Source organism: Streptomyces sp. NPDC051109 (assembly GCF_044455885.1).
Taxonomy (GTDB): domain Bacteria; phylum Actinomycetota; class Actinomycetes; order Streptomycetales; family Streptomycetaceae; genus Streptomyces.
Genome location: NZ_JBITFF010000001.1, coordinates 177,415 through 196,274 on the forward strand (window position 1 = coordinate 177,415; position 18,860 = coordinate 196,274).

Consider the following 18,860-nt stretch of genomic DNA (forward strand, 5'->3'; position numbering starts at 1 on the left):
GTCGCCCCGAATATCTGACAACTGGAGTTTGCGTGGCAATGAAAACCAGCCCTCACCAAAAGACCTACCGGCGCAGAATTTCACGGCTCGCTTCCGTGGCCGCGGCAGGCGGAATTCTTGCCTCCGGTCTGGGTGTCCTGCACCCTGCGGCGACGGCTTCGGCCGTTTCGGATCCGGTGGCCGAGGGCTCGATGAGTGCGAAGGACTTCGCTCTCGCCAAGGCGAAAGAGACCGGCCAGCCCTACGAGCTGACTTCCGCCCGGACCGAGTCGTCCGACACGTGGGCCTTGCCGACGGGCAAGTGGTCGGTCAACCGGCACGGAACCACCGTGCGGATCCTGCGCGCCGGTGTGTGGCTGCCCACGGACGCGACCCTGCAGTTCGCCCCCGACGGACGGGTCGCCCCCAAGGCCTCCGCGGTCTCCGTCACCTTCTCCGGCGGCGGGACCGGAGCACTCCTCACCGGTGTGCGCGACGGCCGGACCCTGTCCCTGACCTGGCCCAAGGCACTGCCCAAGCCCACCCTCGCAGGGAACGTCGCCACCTACGCGAACGTCCTGCCCGACGTCGACCTCCAGCTCAAAGCCGAAGTCGAGGGCTTCTCCCAGCTCCTGGTCGTCAAGACCCCGGCCGCGGCCCAGCACCCCGACCTCGCCACACTGAAGTTCAAGCTCGACACCATCGGCCTGAACGTGACCACCGACGCGACGACCGGCCTGATCAACGCCGTCAACCCCGCCGGACAGAGCGTCTTCACCGCCTCCACCCCCATGATGTGGGACTCCACCACCACCCCCGGCGGCGGTAGTGGCGGGGCGAGCATGCTCCTGAAGTCCAAGACCGCGGCACCCGGCATGCTCGCCGCCGCCGGCGAAACCCCGCCCGCACCCTCCGACGCCTTCGTGCCGCCCTCCGGCGCCAAGGACGCCCAGATGCCCACGACCGTGGCCGGCGGGAACCTGGAAATCAAGCCCGACCAAGCCCTCCTGACCGGCGCGGCCACCAAGTACCCCGTCTACATCGACCCCTCCGTCGCCTGGGGCGAGCGCCAGAACTGGGCCTGGGCCTACCGCAGCTGGCCCAACAACTCCTACTGGAACACCAAGCAGGACGTCCGCGTCGGCTACGAAAGCGAGACCAACGGCCTGTCACGGTCCTTCTTCCAGCTCGACACCTCCAACCTCAAGGGCGCCCAGGTCACGAAGTCCACGTTCCGCGTCAAGGAGACGTGGTCCTGGTCGTGCACGGCGACGCCGGTCGAGCTCTGGAGCACCGGGGCCATCTCACCGAAGACGACCTGGAACAACCAGCCCGGCAAGGGCCGCAAGCTCGACACCGTGACGGCCGCCAAGGGCCGCGCCGAATGCGGCGCGGGCAACCTTGAGTTCAACGCCACGGACCTCGCCAAGGAGTCCGCTTCCAAGGGCTGGTCCTCCCTCACGCTCGGCCTCTACGCTCCGAACGAGGGCGACCAGTACCAGTGGAAGCGCTTCGACCCGAAGACGATCACGCTGGAGACCGAGTACAACAACCCGCCGGACACCCCGTCCGCACTCGGCACCTCCCCCTCCACCTCCTGCACCAACGGAGGCGCGATCGGCAACACCCACGTCGGGCTCTACGCCACCTTCTCCGACCGTGACGCCGGCAACCTGAACGCCGAGTACCAGGTCTTCAAGACCGGCCAGAGCACCCCGGTCGCCACCCAGACCCTCCCCGCCAACAACGGCAAGGTCACCACCTGGAGCGTCCCCGACGCCAGTCTGCCGAGCGGCGACTACACCTGGCAGGTCCGCACGAAGGACGGCGACGGCGCCACCTCCGTGTGGTCGCCGAGCTGCAAGTTCTCCGTCGACCGCAACCGGCCCAGCAAGCCCCCGGTCATCAGCTCCACCCAGTTCCCCGACGGCAGGAACGGCTGGCCCGCCACCACCGGCAAGGCCCGCACCCCCGGCACCTTCACCTTCAACGCCAACGGCGTCACCGACGTGAAGGAGATCATCTACTCGACGGACTTCGAACCGTGGAACCGCCCGGTGCCCGCGAGCGGCAGCGTGACCATCGCTCCCTCGGGATCCGGCCCGCACTTCGTCTACGCCTACAGCGTGGACAAGGCCGGCAACCGCTCGGACACCGCGTCCTACCTGTACTACGCGACGCGTTCGCAGACCGTGGACGGCCCCAAGGACCTCAACGGCGACGGAAACCGCGACATCTGGACCGTCGATTCCCGGGGCACGCTCCTCATGTACGCCGGCCAGGGCAACGGCAAGTTCGCGCCGGCCGCCGACGGCGGCGTGTCCTTCGGCGGCGCCCAGATCGACACCTTCGGCGACTGGGACGGCGACGGGTACAACGACCTCGTCTCCCTCCAGCAGCCCGCCGGTATGACCGGCAAGAAGCTCTGGGCCTACGCGAACAACGGCCAGGGCACCGCCGTCAACAACCCCGTCGAACTCACCGTCGCCTGCCCCGTCAAGGACCCCGCCATGGGCTGCGACTACGGAGACGACTGGAACGGCGACGACCACTGGTACAACGCCGAGCAGATCATCGCCCCCGGCGACCTCAACGGCGACGGCGTACCCGACCTCCTGGTCAAGCAGGGCAAACAGCTCTGGGCCTACTACACCAGTGTCTTCGGAACCCTCGACAGCAACGGCCAGCCCGTACTCGTCGGCAACGGCGACTGGGACAAGTTCACCGTCGCCGCCCCCGGCGACCTCAACGGCGACTCCGTCCCCGACCTCTGGCTGCGTGACAACGCCACCGGTGACCTGCTGCGCACGTACGGCAGCAAGGGTGCCGACGGCAACGTGGACCCGACCACCTGGGGCAACGCCGCGGGCCGCGTCAAGATCGCCTCGGGCCTGGAGCAGGCGGCCTTCCCGGCCATCGGCACCTCGGGCGACGTCACGGGCGACAAGCTCGCCGACCTGTGGGCCGTCAGCGCCAACCGGCAGCTCGCCACGTTCGCCGGAACCGGTACCGCTCAGCCGCTGAACATCACCGGCGTCAGCCAGACGCCGGCGTTCCTCGGCAACCTCTCCGCTCCCGCCGCGCACTGGAAGCTCACCGGGCAGAGCGGCGGCATCACGCCGAGCGCCGTGGGTGACTACCCCGCGACCACGAGCGGGGTCACCTGGCCCACCGCGACCATCGGCGGTCGCAGCACCGCGTACGCGGCGTTCGGCGGCGGTCAGGCGACCATGACCACCAACAAGTCGGTGATCGACACCCGCAAGAGCTTCACCATCAGTACGTGGGCGAAGGTCTCCGGCACCGGCGCCCTGGTCCTCAGCCAGGACAACACCCGCAACAGCGCGTTCACCCTCTACGCCGACCCCGCCACCAAGCAGTGGCGGTTCGCCCTGGCCAAGGGCGACGTCGACGGCTGGGCCTACGACTGGTCGGACGCGGGCGTCAACGACTCGGCCAATTTCGTCCCGGATGCATGGACGCAGCTGACCGCTGTCTACAACGCCGACACCGCCCTGATGAGCCTCTACGTCAACGGCACCCTCAGCGCAACGGGCCACCACGTGGCCTCCGCCAGCCCCGCCCCCAGCGGCTCGCTCGTGTCCGGCCGCTACAAGGTCAACGGCGCTCCCGACTACTTCGGGGGCTTCACCGGCGGGATCAGCAACCTCGCCGTCTATCCCTACGCCGCCTCCCTCACCGCGCCCGGAGCCACCGGCCCGATGTCCCTGTCGGCCAAGCCGAGCCACTGCCTGGACAACGACAACGGCCGCACCACGGACGGGAACAAGATCCAGGCCTGGGACTGCAACATGATCAACGGCGGCGACGCCCAGAAGTTCGAGATCCGGGCCGACGGCACCATCCGCGTCGCGGGCAAGTGCATCGACCCCGCCTACGCCGGCACCGCCAACGGCACGCTCATCTGGCTCTACCCCTGCAACGGCAGCTACGGCCAGCAGTTCCTGCCGCACGCCGACGGCACGATCTACCACCCCAAGTCCGGCCGCTGCCTGGACACCAGCAACATGAACACCGGCACGCAGCTCTACCTCTGGGACTGCAACGCCACCAACCCCCAGCGCTGGACCATCCCCGCGCTGAGCACCGCCCCGCTGCCCGTACCCCTCCCGTAGGGCCCATCGACGGCTGATGCCGACGAGCAGCGCGAGAACCGCCCCCGGCAGTGGCTGCCGGGGGCGGTTTCGCGTGGGTGGTGGGAGGGGGTCAGGACTGGCAGAGGGCGCGTTCGTGGTCGATCGTGGCCGTCGCGCGGGAGTACTGCCACTGCGGGGCCAGGAGCCCGGTGTTCAGCTGGGCGGCCGCCGCCGGGCTCTCCACCACGTAGCCGAAGTCCTGGAGCCACGCCGGGTACAGGTTCTTGGAGCCGATGTAGAAGGCCGAGTCGTCGACGGAGACCACCTTGTGGTGCTGCGCGTACGGGTGGCCGTCGGCCCACGTCGGGCTCTGGGAGCTGCGGAAGGTGGCCAGCTGGAGGTTGGAGCACATGGTCGCCTTGGCCGAGCCCTGGTCGCCGGTCAGCAGGGCGAGGCGGTCGCGCAGGGTGTCGCTGATCTCCGAGAGCGACTTGATCTGCGAGTAGCCGCCGCTGCCCACGGCGCCGCGGTTGGCGGGATCGCTGACGACGATGCGGACCTTGACGCCGGCCGCCATCCGCGCGGCCAGGGCGTCGTAGACGCGGATGTCGTAGCGGGGCAGCGGCGGGCAGGTCGCGTTGACGTCCTGCTGGGAGATCTCGATGTGCCGGTTCGCGCTGGAGATCAGGGTCCGCAGCGCACTCTCCTCCGGGTTGACCGTGTCGTAGTCGCGGTCGGCGTTGGTGTTGTCGTGCAGGCCGACGACGCACTTGGTGTCGGGGGCGCTGGGCAGCGCTGGCCGGAACGCCGACGACGGGTCGCTCCGCTTGATGCCGACGCCGAGTCCGCCGACGGCCACGGCCGGTACGTCGCCCGGGGTCGCCGGGGGCGTGGCGGGGGCGGTGTCCTTGGCCATCGCGGGCATGCAGGCGGCGCCGTTGGAGGAGGCGAACCAGACGCTGGCGATGTTGCCCTTGTTCTGGCAGGTCCAGGACCACAGCTCGTCCAGGTACCGGCCCGCCGACGCGGCTGCCGGCCCGCGCAGGGCGAGGTCGACGTCGGCGACCGGGTGGGCGGTCTCCAGGTAGTCGTCCTTCCAGTCGTTGATGCCGCCGGTGATCACGGACTGGCCGTCGACCACGAGGAGTTTGGAGTGGTTCCAGGAGAACGCCGTCTTCGAGGTCGTCATGGAGGCGACGTTGAGGTCGACGTTGCGGGCGTCCGCGCCGAGCTTGGCGACGAGCTCGTCCCGGTACTTCGACGGCAGCACGTTGAGGTGGTAGACCGGCGCGGCACCGACCAGCACGCGCACCTTGAGCTTGTTCCCGCGCGCGGCCGAGGACTTGAGGCCCGCGACGACCGCGTCCTGGAACGCACCGTTGGGGAACGGCGCCAGGGTCGATATGTCGACGGTCCGCGTCGCCTGGGAGATGTTCCGCGTCATCTTCGAGAGCAGCTGCTCCGTCCCCGGGCGCGCGGCGCACTTGTCGTCGCCCCAGCAACCGGGGGTCTGCAGCAGCCAGTCGGCACCGCCGGGCGTCGAGGCGTCGAGGACGTTGCCGCCTGTTCGTTCCCATACCTGGCCTTCGAGGCCGGGGGAAACCTGGCGGAGCGTCTGCTCCACCGCGTCGAGGTGGGGCGCCGGGGCGGTGGGTCCGGAGCCGGCCGCGGGGGCGGCCGTGGCCGGAACGGCGGCGAACAGGGCCAGCAGGACCGCCGGCACCGCCGCGCGAGCGGCCAGGGCTGACGAGCGGCGGGAGGACGAGCGGTGCAGGGTATGGCGGTGCACGGTGACTTCCTTGCGAGAGGGATCGCCGTCGCCGCGAGGGGGCGACCGGCAAGATCAACTCGCGGAAGTTACCACCAGGTCAGAACACCGGGGAATTCGCACATATCGGATCCAGCCACCACGGTGCGACTGCCGCGCAAGACCGACCGAAAAGCAGCCCGTATGGCCGGATTGGACAAGTGGTCGATGGAGCGACCACGATGATGCGCGCTAGATCGCGGCAGCTCAGGGGGGCAAACCGGATACATGGTGATGTTCCTCCGATCCATCCGCTACGTCCCCGTTTCCGACACCGGAGAGTTTTCGCCATGAGCTTCGGCGACCCGAACAACCCGTACGGCCAGCAGCCCCCGCAGGGTCAGCCCGGCTACCCGCAGCAGGCCCCCCAGGGCGTGCCCCCGCAGTACGGCTACCCGCAGCAGCCCCCGCAGGGCGTTCCGCCGCAGTACGGCTACCCCCAGCAGGCCCCGCAGCAGACCCCGCCGCCGTACGGCGCCTACCCGCCGCCCGGCATGGCCGGCATGCCGGGTTCGGGCATGCCGCCGCTCGCCCACTGGGGGCAGCGCTTCGGTGCGTACCTGCTCGACGGGCTCATCATCGCGGGCCCGATGTACGCCCTCGGCTTCATCGACCTGGCCGCCAGCAGCGACCCCGCCAACGCCGGCCCCGGCGTGTTCTTCGTCATCGGCTGGCTGTACGCGCTGGGCATGGCCATCTTCCAGCTCTACAAGGAAGGCAGCACCGGCCAGACGATCGGCAAGAAGGTCGTGGGCGTCAGCCTGCGCCGCGAGGCCGACGGCGCCTTCCTCGGGTTCGGCATGGCCTTCGTCCGCAAGCTCGCGCACGTCCTCGACGGCCTCCCCTGCTACATCGGCTTCCTGTGGCCGCTGTGGGACGAGAAGAAGCAGACCTTCGCCGACAAGGTGTGCAACACCGTCGTCATCCAGGTCCCCAAGGGCTGAACACCCGGGGGGCCGAACACCCGGGGGACGAGGCCGCTCCTCCCCCTCCCCCTCCCCACCGCCCACCCGGCAGCGGAGCTCCTCCGCTGCCGGGTGGGCGCGTTTGCGCCCCGGTATCGGCCGAGGTCGTTGCAGATGCCTGTGCGGCAGTACGGGCGGTGGGCACCTGTCGGCCCGTCACCTCCTCGCCCCCGGCCGCGTTATCGGGCTGCCGCCCTGCGGGGACGCCGACCCGGGAGGACCCCCGATGCCACGATCCGACCGGCCCCGGCCCTCCCTCCGGGCCTGGCTTCCGGCCCTCCTCGTGCTGCCGGCCCTGGCGGCCGCACCGGGCGGGGCCACGGCCCTGCCCGCCCCTCGGCCGGCGGCCGCAGCCGAACCGGCCCCGGTCCAGGCCTCCGTGTCCACCGAGTCCGCCGAGTCCGCCCAGTCCGCCCAGTCGGCGCGCACCCGTGTCCCGGCCGCCGAGGCCGCGCTCCGCCGGCTGCTGCCGCCGCGCCACGCCCTCCAGTTCACCCTCCTGCCCGGCCCCCGCAGCGCCGAGGGCCAGGACCGCTTCACGGTGTCCGGCCGGGCGGGCGCCGTGGTCGTCCGGGGCAGTACGCCCGCGACCGTGCTGACCGGAGTCGGCTGGTACCTCCGGCACGTGGCCCAAGTGGACGTCGGCTGGCCGGGCGACAGCCTGGACGCGCTCCCCGACGTCCTGCCCGGCGTCCCGCAGCCCGTCACCCGCACCGCCCTCGTCCGACACCGGTACGCCCTCAACGACACCGACGAGGGGTACGCGGGCGCGTACCGCACCTGGGAGGAGCGCCGGCGGCAGATCGACCTGCTCGCCCTGCACGGCATCAACGAGGTACTGGTCCAGGTCGGCGCGGAGTACCCGTACTACGCGGCCCTGCGAAGGCACGGCTACACGGCGGCGGAGCTGCGCGCATGGATCCCGGGCCCCGCGCACCAGAGCTGGTGGCTGCTGCAGAACCTGAGCGGGTTCGGCGGGCCGGTCAGCGAGCAGCTGGTCGAGGAGCGGGCGGCGCTCGGCGGGCGGGTCGCCGACGAGCTGCGCGCCCTCGGCATGGCCCCGGTCCTGCCCGGCTACTTCGGCACGGTTCCGCCCGGCTTCGCCGACCGCAACCCCGGCGCCCGGGTCCACCCGCAGGGCACGTGGGACGGCTTCGCCCGCCCGGACTGGCTGGACCCGGCCGGTCCCGTCTTCGCCGCGCTCGCGGCCGACTACTACGCCGCCCAGCGCGCCCGGTTCGGCGACAGCGGGATGTACCGGATGAGCCCGCTGCACGAGGGCGGTACGGCGGCCTCCGTCGACGTGAAGGCGGCCGCGGGCGCCGTACAGCGGGCCCTCGACACGGCGCACCCGGGTGCGATCTGGGCCGTACTGGGCTGGCAGGACGATCCGACGAGAGAGCTGCTCTCCGGGGTGGACACCTCCCGGATGCTGATCGTGGACGGAATGTCCGAGCGCTACGAGAACCTGGACCGCGAGACCTCCTGGGCGCACACCCCGTACGCGCTGGGCACGATCCACAACTTCGGCGGGCACACGACGATCGGCGCCAACACCGGTGTCTGGGTCGAGCGGTTCGACCAGTGGCGGGCCAAGCCGGACGGCGCGCTGGCCGGCATCGCGTACATGCCGGAGGCGGCAGGCGTCGATCCGGCGGCCTTCGCCCTCTTCACCGATCTGGCCTGGGAGCCGGGCCCCCTGGACCGGAAGAAGTGGTTCGCCGCCTACGCGCGCCGCCGCTACGGCGCCGAGGACGGGTACGCGGCGGCCGCCTGGGAGGCGCTGCGCAGCGGCCCCTACAGCACCGGGACGGACTCCGCGCAGCCCCAGGACGGCCTGTTCACGGCCCGCCCCAGCCTGTCGGCGAACAAGGCGAGCACCTGGACGCCCGGGGGCATGCGCTACCCGGCGGCATCGGTGCGCACCGCGCTGGACGCGCTGCTGGGGGTCGCGCCCCGGCTGCGCGGTTCGAGCGCGTACCGCTACGACCTCGTGGACACGGCCCGCCAGGCCCTCGCCAACCACTCCCGGGTGCTGCTGCCGCAGATCAAGGCCGCGTACGGAGCCAAGGAGCTGGGCCGGTTCCGGCTGCTGGTCGGGGAGTGGCAGCGCGACGAGCGGCTGCTGGCGGCCGTGACCGGATCCGACCGGCACTTCCTGTTCGGGCGGTGGACGGCCGGCGCCCGGTCCTGGGGAGCGGACGAGGCGGAGCGCGACCGCTGCGAGTACGACGTCCGCTCCCTGCTGACCACATGGGGCACCCGCGCCGCCGGCGAGCCGCCCTCCTCGCTGCACGACTACGCGAACCGCGAGTGGTCCGGGCTTCTGGAGGAGTTCTACGCGCCGCGCTGGGCACGGTACTTCGCCTCGCTGGACCGGGCCCTGGTCTCGGGGGCCGCACCCGAGGTCGTCGACTGGTACGCCGTCGAGGACGCCTGGGCGCACCGTACGACCGGCCATCCGACCGAGCCGAGCGGGGATCCGTACGCCCTCGCGCGCGCCGTGGCGGACGCGCTGCCGCCCGCGGACGCCCGTACGTGAGCGGGGCCGGTCACTCCCCCGGCCTGGGCGGGGCGAGCCGTTCGACGACCTCGGCCAGGTCCTCGCACACCCGCTCGATCTCCTCGCGGATGTTGTTCTGCTCGGTGACCAGTGCGGACAGCAGCAGCGCGGTCAGGGCCGCCGAGCCGTTGAGGGCCTGGAGGTTGACCATGACCTCGAAGAGGCTGTGTCCGGCGAACGGTCCGGCGCCGTCGGTCGCCGCCGAGATCGCCAGGACGGACACGAGCAGGACGCAGGGCGCGCTGCCGGCCAGTTGGAAGCGTACGGCCGACCAGATCAGCAGCGGGAAGACGAGGAAGAGCAGCGACAGCGAGCTCCGGGTGGCCACGAGGGCGACGGCCCCGGCGGCGACGGTCAGCCCGACCGCCTCGGCGACCCGGTAGGCGTCCTGCGGCATCCGCAGCCGGGCCACGACGAGCAGCAGCGGGGTCAGCACGAGCACCCCCATCGCGTCGCCGGCCCACCACGCCGACCACACCGGCCAGAACCCGGCGGGGTCGAGGTCCCCGGTGGCCACCAGCACCGCGGTGCCGATGGAGGCGCTGAGCGTCATCGGCACCAGGCCGCCCAGGAAGACCAGGGCCAGGCCGTCCCGGAGCCGGTCGATCTCGACGCGGAAGCCCACGCGGCGCAGCAGCAGGTACGCGCACAGCGGCGCGAGGGTGTTGCCCGCGATGATGCCGGCGTCGGCGAGCTGGAAGGTGGCGAGGTGTTCGATGGCGAAGAACGTCCCGAGGGCGATGCCCGGCCACATCCGCGGCCCGAACCACAACAGGGCGGCGACCGCGATGCCGGTGGGCAGCCACAGGGGCGTCACCACCGCGCCGTCGACCTCCACGCGCAGCAGGAGGCCGATCCGTCCTGAGGCGTAGTAGGCGGTGGCGACGATGAGGATCCCGAGAAGGGTTCCGCTGAAACGTCGCCATTCCTCGGTGCGCACCACAGCATCAGACAACAACCGCCGCCTCCGGGCGGTCCGTGACACGCGCTACCCGCGCAGGGGCGCTGCCCCGTCGTGGCTGAGCACGAGTACCGCCGCGTCGTCGGCGTGGCCGGTGGAATCGGCCACCTTCATGATTTCGGCGGCGATCTCGTCGGGGTCGGCGCCCGCCGCCTCCCTGACCACGCGGGCCACCCGGTCGAGTCCGACGTCGATCGGGAACGAGGGCCCCTCGACGACGCCGTCGGTGAGCAGGACGATGGATCCCGCCTGGTCCAGCCGGCGCCGGGTCACCGCGTACCGGGCCCCGGGTTCCACTCCGAGCGGCGGGCCGCCCTCGTCGTCGGTGATCCCGTAGCGGCCGTCGACCGTGGCCCAGACGGAGGGCACGTGGCCGGCCCGGGCGCTTTCGAGCTCCCAGGTCTGCGGGTCGAAGCGGAGCAGGGTGCAGGTCGCGAAGAGCTCGCAGTCCATCGACAGCAGGACGTCGTTGGCCCGGCTCAGCACCTCGCCCGGGTCCACGACGACGGTCGACACCGCGCGCACGCCGACGCGGACCTGCCCCATGAAGGCGGCGGCCTCCACGTCGTGGCCCTGTACGTCGCCGATGGAGAAGGCGAGCCCGCCTCCGGACAGCCGGAAGCCGTCGTACCAGTCACCGCCGATGTCCAGGCCGTGCCGGGCGGGGGCGTAGCGGGCCGCGCTGCGCAGCCCGGGCAGGGCGGGAAGGGAGCCCGGCAGCATCTCGCGCTGGAGGGCCTCGGCGAGCTCCACCCTGGCCAGTTGCAGTTCCGCTCCCGCGCGGGCCCGGGCGGTGAGCCGTCCCAGGGTGCTCAGGAGGTCGGCGGCGCTCACCGACTTCGGGGTGCGGCGGGTCATGGACCGCTCCCGGATGCATCCATAGGTCCCTGCTCTCGGCACTCGGTTCTCGGCTCTCGCGGCGGGCGCTGCGCCAAAGAACCGTGCACATCATATTTCCGCCATCCGGCGGTCGCGAGAGATGCGGCCCGGGGCCAGGGCACCGGCCCGGCCCGACCACAGGGCGTGAGCTATGTTTGAAGACGAGTGACATGAGAGGGAGGCCCATCGGTGTCATCGGGGCAGCAGGCACGCGCACAGGCGGCTGCGATCACGCCGAGTGGGCAGGCGCCGCCGGCCCATGAGCGGGCCCCTGGCGACCGGGTCCGCGCCCTCTTCGACGGCCACCGGCTGTCTCCGGGGCAGCGGCGGATCGCCCAGTACCTGGTCGACCACCTCACGGAGGCCGCGTTCCTCTCGATCACCGAGCTCGCGGAGCGGGTGGGGGTCAGCCAGCCGTCGGTGACACGTTTCGCCACCTCCCTCGGGTTCAGCGGCTATCCGGCCCTGCGCGACGCCCTGCAGCCGATGGCGCTGAGTGCGGTCGCGGGCTCCCCGGAGAGCCGCGAGCAGTTCCGCCGCAACGAACTCCAGGCGGCCGTGGACGCCGAGATCGCGAACCTGGAGAACGTACGGCGCCTGCTCGCCGACACCGACCAGGTGCTCGACATCGGCCGCGAGCTGGCCCGCTCTGTCCCGCTGACCGTCCTCGGCCTGCGGATCTCGGTCTCACTGGCGGAGTACTTCGCGTACGCGGCACGGCGCATCCACCCCGATGTCCGGCTGGTGACACGTGGAGGCAGCGTCGCCTACGACGCCCTGCTGCAGTCCCGGGAGGCCGGCGGGACCTGGGCACTGGCCTTCGCGATGCCGCGGCACGCCAAGGAGACCCTGTCGGCGCTCCGGGCCGCCCGCAGCGCCGGGCTGAAGATCGCGCTGATCACCGACACCACCCTGGGCCCGCTGGTGGACGAGGCGGACGTGGCGCTGACCGCCGGGACCGGGGCGCGGCTGGTGTTCGACTCGTACGCGGCCCCGGGGATGCTGTCCGCGGCCCTGCTGCAGGCGATGGCCGACGCGGATCCCGAGCGGACCCAGGCGCGGCTCGAAGGCTACGAGCAGGTCGCCGACCAGCACGGATTCTTCCTGTAAGGCCGATTTTCAACCGGTACGGGACAGTCCACTTTCACGCCCTGTACTCGTATGTAATTTTTCATTCTCTTGTCTACTCGACGGTATATATGTTTACTGAGCAGCGCGCCGGATCCACGGACGCCAGGAGAGCGACCCCACGCCCTCCCAGAACGGACACCCGCGCGGGACGGCTCCTCCTCACGCCCCGCGCAGGGTGCCCGTTCCCGGCACCGGTATCCACCAGAGCGCTTGTGGCGGTCTCGGTCAACCCCTGGGCCGAGGCCGCCCACCAACGTCTCGATCAGAGTTCGACACCACTCGGAAGCGACGAGAATGCGCCAGACGGTCTCCACCACGCTCAGCCCGGACTGGCCCTGCCAGGTCAAGGCCCCCGGCACCCACGACTGGGAACGCACGGCCATGCGCTGGCTGCGCGATCTGCTCCCGGCACGCTACGGCAGCTACTCGACGCTGACCCGCAGCCCCGCCCTCCTCACCCGGCACGCCCAGCTCCAGCTGCAGCACGAGATGCGCGCGGTCCGGGTCGCCCTGGAGACCAGCCGGGCCGAACTGCCCTCGATGGGCGTGGCCGAGATCGTCATCGAGAGCTCGATCCGGATGTACGCCGTCGAACTCCAGCAGCTGGGCCGCCTCTCCCGCGCGGTACGCCTGGTCGGCGACGCTCTGCGCGTCACACAGAGCTGAGGCGCCTTTCCCGTCACGGAGCCGGCGGGACCGCGCAGTCCCATGACAGGCTGGCCCCCATGAAGATCCTTACAGTCGGCGCCGGCGCCGTGGGCGGCTGGTTCGGCGCCCGTCTCGCCCAGGCCGGGCAGGACGTCACCTTCCTGGTCCGCCGCGAGCGCGCCGCCGTGCTGCGCGAGCGGGGGCTGCGGGTGACGGGCCTCGGCGAAGACCTCACGCTCACTCCCGAGTTGGTGACCGCGGACACGCTGACCCGCCCGTACGACCTCCTCCTGCTCTCGGTGAAGTCCACGGCGCTTGACCGCGCCGCCAAGGACCTGGCCCCGGCGGTCGGGCCGGGGACCGTGATCGTGCCGCTGCTCAACGGCATGGCCCACCTCGAACACCTCACGCACCGCTTCGGCGGGGCGCCGGTCCTCGGCGGCGTCGCCAAGGTGGTCACCACCCTGAACGAGCACGGCGACATCGTGCGCATGGCCCCGCCGTCCGTCGTGGTCACCGGCGAGCTCGACGGCCGGCCCTCCGCCCGCGTGGACGCCGTGCGCGCCGTGCTCAACGGGGCGGGCATCGACAGCCCCGAGACCGCGGACGTCGTCGGCGCGATGTGGCACAAGTGGGTGTTCATCAGCACCCTGGCGGCCGTCACCTGCCTGGGGCGCGGCTCCGTCGGCGAGGTCGGCGCAGTGCCCGGTGGAGCCGGGCTCGGGCGGGCCGTACTCGCCGAGGCGGCGGCCGTCTCGGCCGCGGCGGGCCATCCCGTGCCGGAGGCCGAGCTCGCCTTCACGGCCCGTACGGTGACCACGCCCGGCTCCCCGCTCACCCCGTCGATGTACCGCGACCTGGTCGCCGGCCGTCCCACGGAGGTGGAGCACGTCTTCGGCGACCTGATCGCCCGGGCCCGCGCGCTCGCCGTGCCCACCCCGCTGCTGGACCTCGCCACCCTGCAGCTGCGGGTGCACCAACGACGCGTGTCCCTCGGGGCGTGACCTCGGGGGCGGTCCGTCGTTGAACACGGCGGTCAAGCGAAGTGCACCAGTGAAGTCCCGGGTCTCCCCGCGAGGCCCGGGACTTCGCGTCTCCGCGCGCGCGGGCCCTCCGGCCGATCCGGTCGGTCGGGGCCCCGACGCGGCCCCGCCCGACACCCGTGGAACGGAACCCGCTGGTCAGGGGGGACGGTGGGTGACAGACTGGGACGGCTTCAGGTCGACCCAGGAGGACATATGGCACAAGAGTCGGACACCCCGCAGGACGAATCGCCGGCCGAGGAGGCCAAGCGCAAGTTCCGGGAGGCCCTTGACCGCAACGCCCGCAGTGCCCACGCACAGCAGGCTCACCAGAGCCGGGCGAAGATCCAGGGCGCCAGCGGTGGCGCGGGCGGCAAGAACAAGAAGACCCGCCGCAAGACGGGCTGACCGCCCGCGGTCGCCTCCACGGCGACGCCCTGAAGACGTCGGACGAGGCCGTCTGATCCACAAGGGACCGGCCCGATCCGAAAGACGAGGTCCAGGGGGCCGTCTCCAGCTCACGGAGCTGGAGACGGCCCCTTCGCGTGCCCGGTCGCGTCGGATGCGCCGGCCACTCGGGTGACAGCCGACAACCCGCGCGGATTGCAGTTGATCGGCTCGTCCCGCCGGGGGCGGCCAATCCTCGGCAACATCCCGCTCCTCTCCGGCAACCTCTCGGCCGGCAGCCGACCGCTCTGCGGCAACCGGCAGGGCCCGTATGCGCGTCGGCGCGTACGGGCCCTGCCCCTTTGTCGTCCAAACGGAATGAATACTGGTCTAGACCTTGACAGGTCCAGACCAGCTTCGGTTCAGTGGCCAGGAATCCCCCCACGGCAACTCCCCCCACTGAAGGAGCAATTACGTGATGCGTGCGCTTCGCCGCCGAGCACTCGCCCTGGCCGCCGCCGCTGCCACCACCATCGGCCTCGCGGTCGCCCTCCCCGCCTCGCCCGCCGCCGCGGCCGCGGCCTGCGTCACCCCGTGGTCCTCGTCCGCCGTCTACACCAACGGCATGAGCGCCTCGTACAGCGGGCACAACTGGCAGGCCAAGTGGTGGACGCAGGGCGAGACGCCCGGCACCACCGGGCAGTGGGGCGTCTGGTCCGACCTCGGCACCTGCGGCGGTGGCGGCGGCCAGGACCCGGACCCCGGCAACCCCTCCGGATTCGTGGTCTCCCAGGCCCAGTTCAACCAGATGTTCCCGAACCGGAACCCCTTCTACACCTACAACGGTCTGGTCGCGGCCCTGTCGGCGTACCCCGGCTTCGCCAACACCGGTGACGACACCGTCAAGCGGCGCGAGGCGGCGGCCTTCCTGGCGAACGTCTCGCACGAGACGGGCGGGCTCGTGTACATCGTGGAACAGAACACCGCCAACTACCCCCACTACTGCGACGCGAGCCAGCCGTACGGCTGCCCCGCCGGACAGGCCGCCTACTACGGCCGCGGCCCGATCCAGCTCAGCTGGAACTTCAACTACAAGGCCGCCGGCGACGCCCTCGGCATCAACCTCCTCGCCAACCCGTACCTCGTGGAGCAGGACCCGGCGGTCGCCATGAAGACCGCCCTCTGGTACTGGAACACCCAGAACGGCCCGGGCACCATGACCGCCCACGCCGCCATGGTCAACGGCGCCGGCTTCGGCGAGACGATCCGCTCCATCAACGGCTCCCTGGAGTGCAACGGCGGCAACCCCGCCCAGGTCCAGAGCCGGATCAACGCCTACCAGTCGTTCACGCAGATCCTGGGCGTGAGCCCGGGCGGCAACCTCGGCTGCTGAGGCCGCCCCCGGTCGAGGCCACCGCCTCGCGCACCCTCAGCGGGTGCGCAGGGTGGTGGCCAGCTGGGCGCGGGAGCGTACGTCGAGCTTCTGGTAGATCCGGGTCAGCCGGGCTTCGACCGTCTTGACGCTGACGAACAGCTTCGCGGCCGCCTCCTGGTTGCTGGCGCCCTCCGCCACGAGCAGGGCGAGACGGGTCTCCGCCTCGGTCAGCGCCGCCAGGACCATGCCCGCGCCGCCGCCCGGGGCAGCGCCCGGCTCCCGGTTCTCCGCGGCGAGTTCGGCCCAGGGCTTCGCGCCGGCCGCGGTGAACACCTCGGCGGCGGCCTGCAGTGCGGCGCGGGCGGGGGCGCGCCGGCGCCGGCGCCGTTCCACTCGCGCCAGGGCGAGCAGCGTACGGCCGCGTTCCACCGGGAGCTCAAGCGCCGCGAACCGCTGCGCCGTGGCCTCCAGCAAGTCCACGGCGGCGTCGGCCTCGCCGTGCGCGGACAGGCACAGGCCGCGGGCCCGGTCCAGCGCGGCGACCACCGCGGTGCGGCCGAGGCCGAGGGCCACCGGACGGACGGCGCCGAGCAGTTCGGCGGCCTCGTCGGGCGCGTCTGCGGCCACCAGGGCCTCGGCCAGCTCTCCGTGCCAGCGCAGGATCGAGGGGTCGACGACCTGCTGGGCCTCCTCCAGTTCGGCGACCCGGCGCAGGGTGGCCACGGCCCTGGCGGCCTCACCGGTCGCCAGCTCGGTCAGGCCGAGCGCGTACAGGCTGCGCGAGAGGAACACCTGGTCGTGCTCCTCCTCGGAGGCCTGGATGCCGCGCCGGGCGTAGCCGGCGGCGCGGGCGAAGCTGCCGCCCATGGCCTCTGCCATCGCGGAGGCGTACCAGGCGGGACCGGGCGAGAGACCCGCTTCGATGGTGAGTTCGAGGGCGCGGCGGGCGTGCGCGGACGCGGACGTGCACCGGCCGCGGCGCAGCTCCACCTCGGTGAGGCTGCGCAGGACCTCGAAGACGTCCTCCGCGGAGCCGGTGCGCCGGACGGCGGGGAGCAGGACGAGGAGCTGGCTGCGGGCGTCGTCGAGGCGGTCGTCGAACAGGGCGTGTCGTACGGCGAGGTACTGCGGCGCGTTGCGCATGCCGAGCGGCACCTCGGGGGCGGGCAGGGCCAGGGCCTCGGCCAGGATGTCCTCGGCGTCGGGGTCCCCGAGGATGCGGCCCATCCGGGCCCGTACGGTCAGGGCCATGGCCTCGGCGACCTGGTCGCCGCCGAGGGCGGCGAGCGCCCCGGCCTCGGCCGCGGCGTCGCGGGAGCGTACGGGGTCGCCGTCGCTGAGGTTGTACTTCGTGGCGATGCGCAGCTGGACGGCCGCCTGGAGGGCGGGGTCCCCGGCGGCGTCGTCCATGGCGTGCGCGAACGTCTCGTCGAGGGCGGCGAGAGCCTGTCCCGCGGCGTCGATCACGGCGAGCCGGGCCCGCACCCGGTCGGCGGGCGAGGCGTCGCGGGCCAGTACGGCGCGGGTGGCGCGGCGGGCGAGGTCGGCGCGGCCGGCCCAGCCGGCGTCCTCGGCGGCGGCGACGAGGCGGGCCAGTTCGTCCCCGGGCCGATTGGTCGGCGTACGTTCGGCCGCGAGCAGGCCGAGCTCGGCGGCCAGGGCGCGCTGACCGCGTCTGCGGCAGGCCGCGGCGGCCTCGGTGATCTCGGCGGCGAGCCCCTCGTCGGGGGTGTCCACGGCCAGGGCGCGGTGGCGTACGGCCTGGACGGGGTCGTCGACGGCGGCGGCGAGCGCGGAGTGTCCGGCTGCGCGTTCCGGCCAGCCGGCGTCGGCGGCGAGGGCCATGGGCAGGGCCCCGGCGGTGAAGGAGACGGCGCCGTCTTCTCCCACGGTGACCAGCGCGGCCCGTTCGGCTTCGGCGAGTTCGGCCTCGGCGTCGGGGCGCCCGGCCCGGCGCAGCAGGGCGGTGGTCGGGCGGGCCGCGAGGGCGGCGAGCAGCAGGGTGCGGCGCGCGGGAGCCGGGGCTTCGGCGAGCAGCCGGCGGGCGACCTCGCGGGCCTGGCCGGACAGGGGCAGGGGGTCGGCGTGGTGGGCGCTGCCGTCGCGGGCCTCGGCGGCTTCGGCGAGGGAGTGGCCGAGGGCGAGGGCGAGGCGCGGGTTTCCGCCGCTGGCCTGGTGGATGCGGCCGGCGAGGCGGGCGGGGAGGCCGTGCCGGGCGAGGAGTTCGGCGACCTCGTCGGCGCCGAGCGCGGGGACGCGGATCGCGGGGGTGCCGGGGCCGCACAGGGGGCCGCCGACGGGGGCGCCTCCCTGGACGCACTCGGCCACGAGGACCCGTACGCGGGGCGGGGTCAGCCGCAGGGCGAACCGGAGCAGATCGGTGCTTTCCGCATCCAGCCACTGGGCGTTGTCGAGGACGAGCAGGACCGGGGTGCGGGCGGCGAGGGTGCGCAGGACCTCGACGACGGCGAGGCGCAGCGCCACGTGGTCGCGGCCGGCGCGGGGTGCGTCGGTCTCCCGGCGCAGGAGGGCGATGGCGGTGCGCTGGGGTCCGGAGAGCCGTTCCAGCGCGGAGCAGGGCACGGAGGCGAGGAGTGCGGCGGCGGAGGCCTCCGGTATCCACTGGTCGGCGGCCTCGGGGGCGAGGCGGAGCACGGTCTCGTGGCGGGCCGTGGCCGCGGTCGCGACCGCGGCGGCCACCTCGGTCTTGCCCGAGCCGGCGGGTCCGGTGAGGAGGGCCCGCCCGTGTGTGGTCAGCGCGCGTTCGACCTCCTTGATCAGTTCACCGTGTCCGACGGTCGTGTCAGCGTTCCCCGTCGCCGCCACCACGCACAGCCACCAGCCTCTCGTCCCCACTTCTGTGCATCTCCTGTGAGACGCGACAATACGAGGTCGGATGCCGGGTGGACCCGGATTGTGACGCAGAATTCAGTCAGCTGTCGGGAAACGGCTGCGGACCTGCCGATACGAGGTGTATCGGCAGGTCCGCGGGCTCATTGGTCCGTACTTGAGCGCCTGGCCGGTGCGGTCCGGGGGCCGCGACCGT

12 protein-coding genes are annotated in these 18,860 nt (G+C 72.4%); 8 read left to right on the forward strand and 4 right to left on the reverse strand.

What is annotated here, in order from left to right; translation table 11 throughout:
* The first annotated feature begins 191 nt into the window (after window positions 1–191).
* On the forward strand, window positions 192–4,115 hold the full coding sequence (locus ACIBAD_RS00755) for a ricin-type beta-trefoil lectin domain protein (protein WP_166681932.1): 3,924 nt from the start codon (window positions 192–194) through the stop codon (window positions 4,113–4,115).
* A 91-nt stretch (window positions 4,116–4,206) separates the two neighbouring features.
* On the opposite strand, the gene ACIBAD_RS00760 is transcribed toward ACIBAD_RS00755, so the two are convergent.
* The gene (locus ACIBAD_RS00760) at window positions 4,207–5,865 is read right to left on the reverse strand and encodes a phospholipase D-like domain-containing protein (protein WP_398903427.1); all 1,659 of its coding nucleotides are present in this window, start codon (window positions 5,863–5,865) and stop codon (window positions 4,207–4,209) included.
* A 308-nt stretch (window positions 5,866–6,173) separates the two neighbouring features.
* Between ACIBAD_RS00760 and ACIBAD_RS00765 the strand changes: the two genes are divergently transcribed.
* Both ACIBAD_RS00765 and ACIBAD_RS00770 read left to right on the forward strand, forming a co-directional pair.
* Window positions 6,174–6,827 (forward strand): RDD family protein, encoded by a 654-nt coding sequence (locus tag ACIBAD_RS00765; protein WP_398903429.1) that lies wholly within the window; start codon window positions 6,174–6,176, stop codon window positions 6,825–6,827.
* A gap of 247 nt (window positions 6,828–7,074) precedes the next feature.
* Window positions 7,075–9,390 carry an alpha-N-acetylglucosaminidase gene (locus ACIBAD_RS00770; protein WP_134068024.1) on the forward strand — a complete coding sequence of 772 codons (2,316 nt, stop codon included), beginning with the start codon at window positions 7,075–7,077 and terminating at the stop codon, window positions 9,388–9,390.
* Window positions 9,391–9,400: 10 nt separating this feature from the next.
* On the opposite strand, the gene ACIBAD_RS00775 is transcribed toward ACIBAD_RS00770, so the two are convergent.
* Entirely contained in the window at window positions 9,401–10,354 is a 954-nt protein-coding gene (locus ACIBAD_RS00775) for an MASE1 domain-containing protein (RefSeq protein ID WP_134074033.1), read from the reverse strand.
* Between the two features lie 45 nt (window positions 10,355–10,399).
* On the reverse strand, window positions 10,400–11,230 hold the full coding sequence (locus ACIBAD_RS00780) for a PP2C family protein-serine/threonine phosphatase (protein ID WP_134068025.1): 831 nt from the start codon (window positions 11,228–11,230) through the stop codon (window positions 10,400–10,402).
* 210 nt (window positions 11,231–11,440) lie between these two features.
* Between ACIBAD_RS00780 and ACIBAD_RS00785 the strand changes: the two genes are divergently transcribed.
* From ACIBAD_RS00785 to ACIBAD_RS00805, 5 genes are all read left to right on the forward strand, one after another.
* A complete protein-coding gene (locus ACIBAD_RS00785) occupies window positions 11,441–12,361 on the forward strand; it encodes a MurR/RpiR family transcriptional regulator (protein ID WP_134068026.1) in 921 nt (306 codons plus the stop codon).
* 315 nt (window positions 12,362–12,676) lie between these two features.
* Complete coding sequence (locus tag ACIBAD_RS00790) at window positions 12,677–13,048, forward strand: hypothetical protein (RefSeq protein ID WP_030160958.1); 372 nt, start codon at window positions 12,677–12,679, stop codon at window positions 13,046–13,048.
* A gap of 59 nt (window positions 13,049–13,107) precedes the next feature.
* On the forward strand, window positions 13,108–14,034 hold the full coding sequence (locus ACIBAD_RS00795) for a ketopantoate reductase family protein (RefSeq protein ID WP_134068027.1): 927 nt from the start codon (window positions 13,108–13,110) through the stop codon (window positions 14,032–14,034).
* Window positions 14,035–14,268: 234 nt separating this feature from the next.
* Window positions 14,269–14,460: a DUF5302 domain-containing protein gene (locus tag ACIBAD_RS00800; RefSeq protein ID WP_030160954.1), complete on the forward strand. Its 192-nt coding sequence runs from the start codon at window positions 14,269–14,271 to the stop codon at window positions 14,458–14,460.
* A gap of 457 nt (window positions 14,461–14,917) precedes the next feature.
* Entirely contained in the window at window positions 14,918–15,832 is a 915-nt protein-coding gene (locus ACIBAD_RS00805) for a glycoside hydrolase family 19 protein (RefSeq protein ID WP_398903432.1), read from the forward strand.
* Window positions 15,833–15,868: 36 nt separating this feature from the next.
* Here ACIBAD_RS00805 and ACIBAD_RS00810 read toward each other — a convergent pair whose 3' ends face one another.
* Entirely contained in the window at window positions 15,869–18,670 is a 2,802-nt protein-coding gene (locus tag ACIBAD_RS00810) for an AAA family ATPase (RefSeq protein ID WP_398903434.1), read from the reverse strand.
* Window positions 18,671–18,860: the final 190 nt, after the last annotated feature.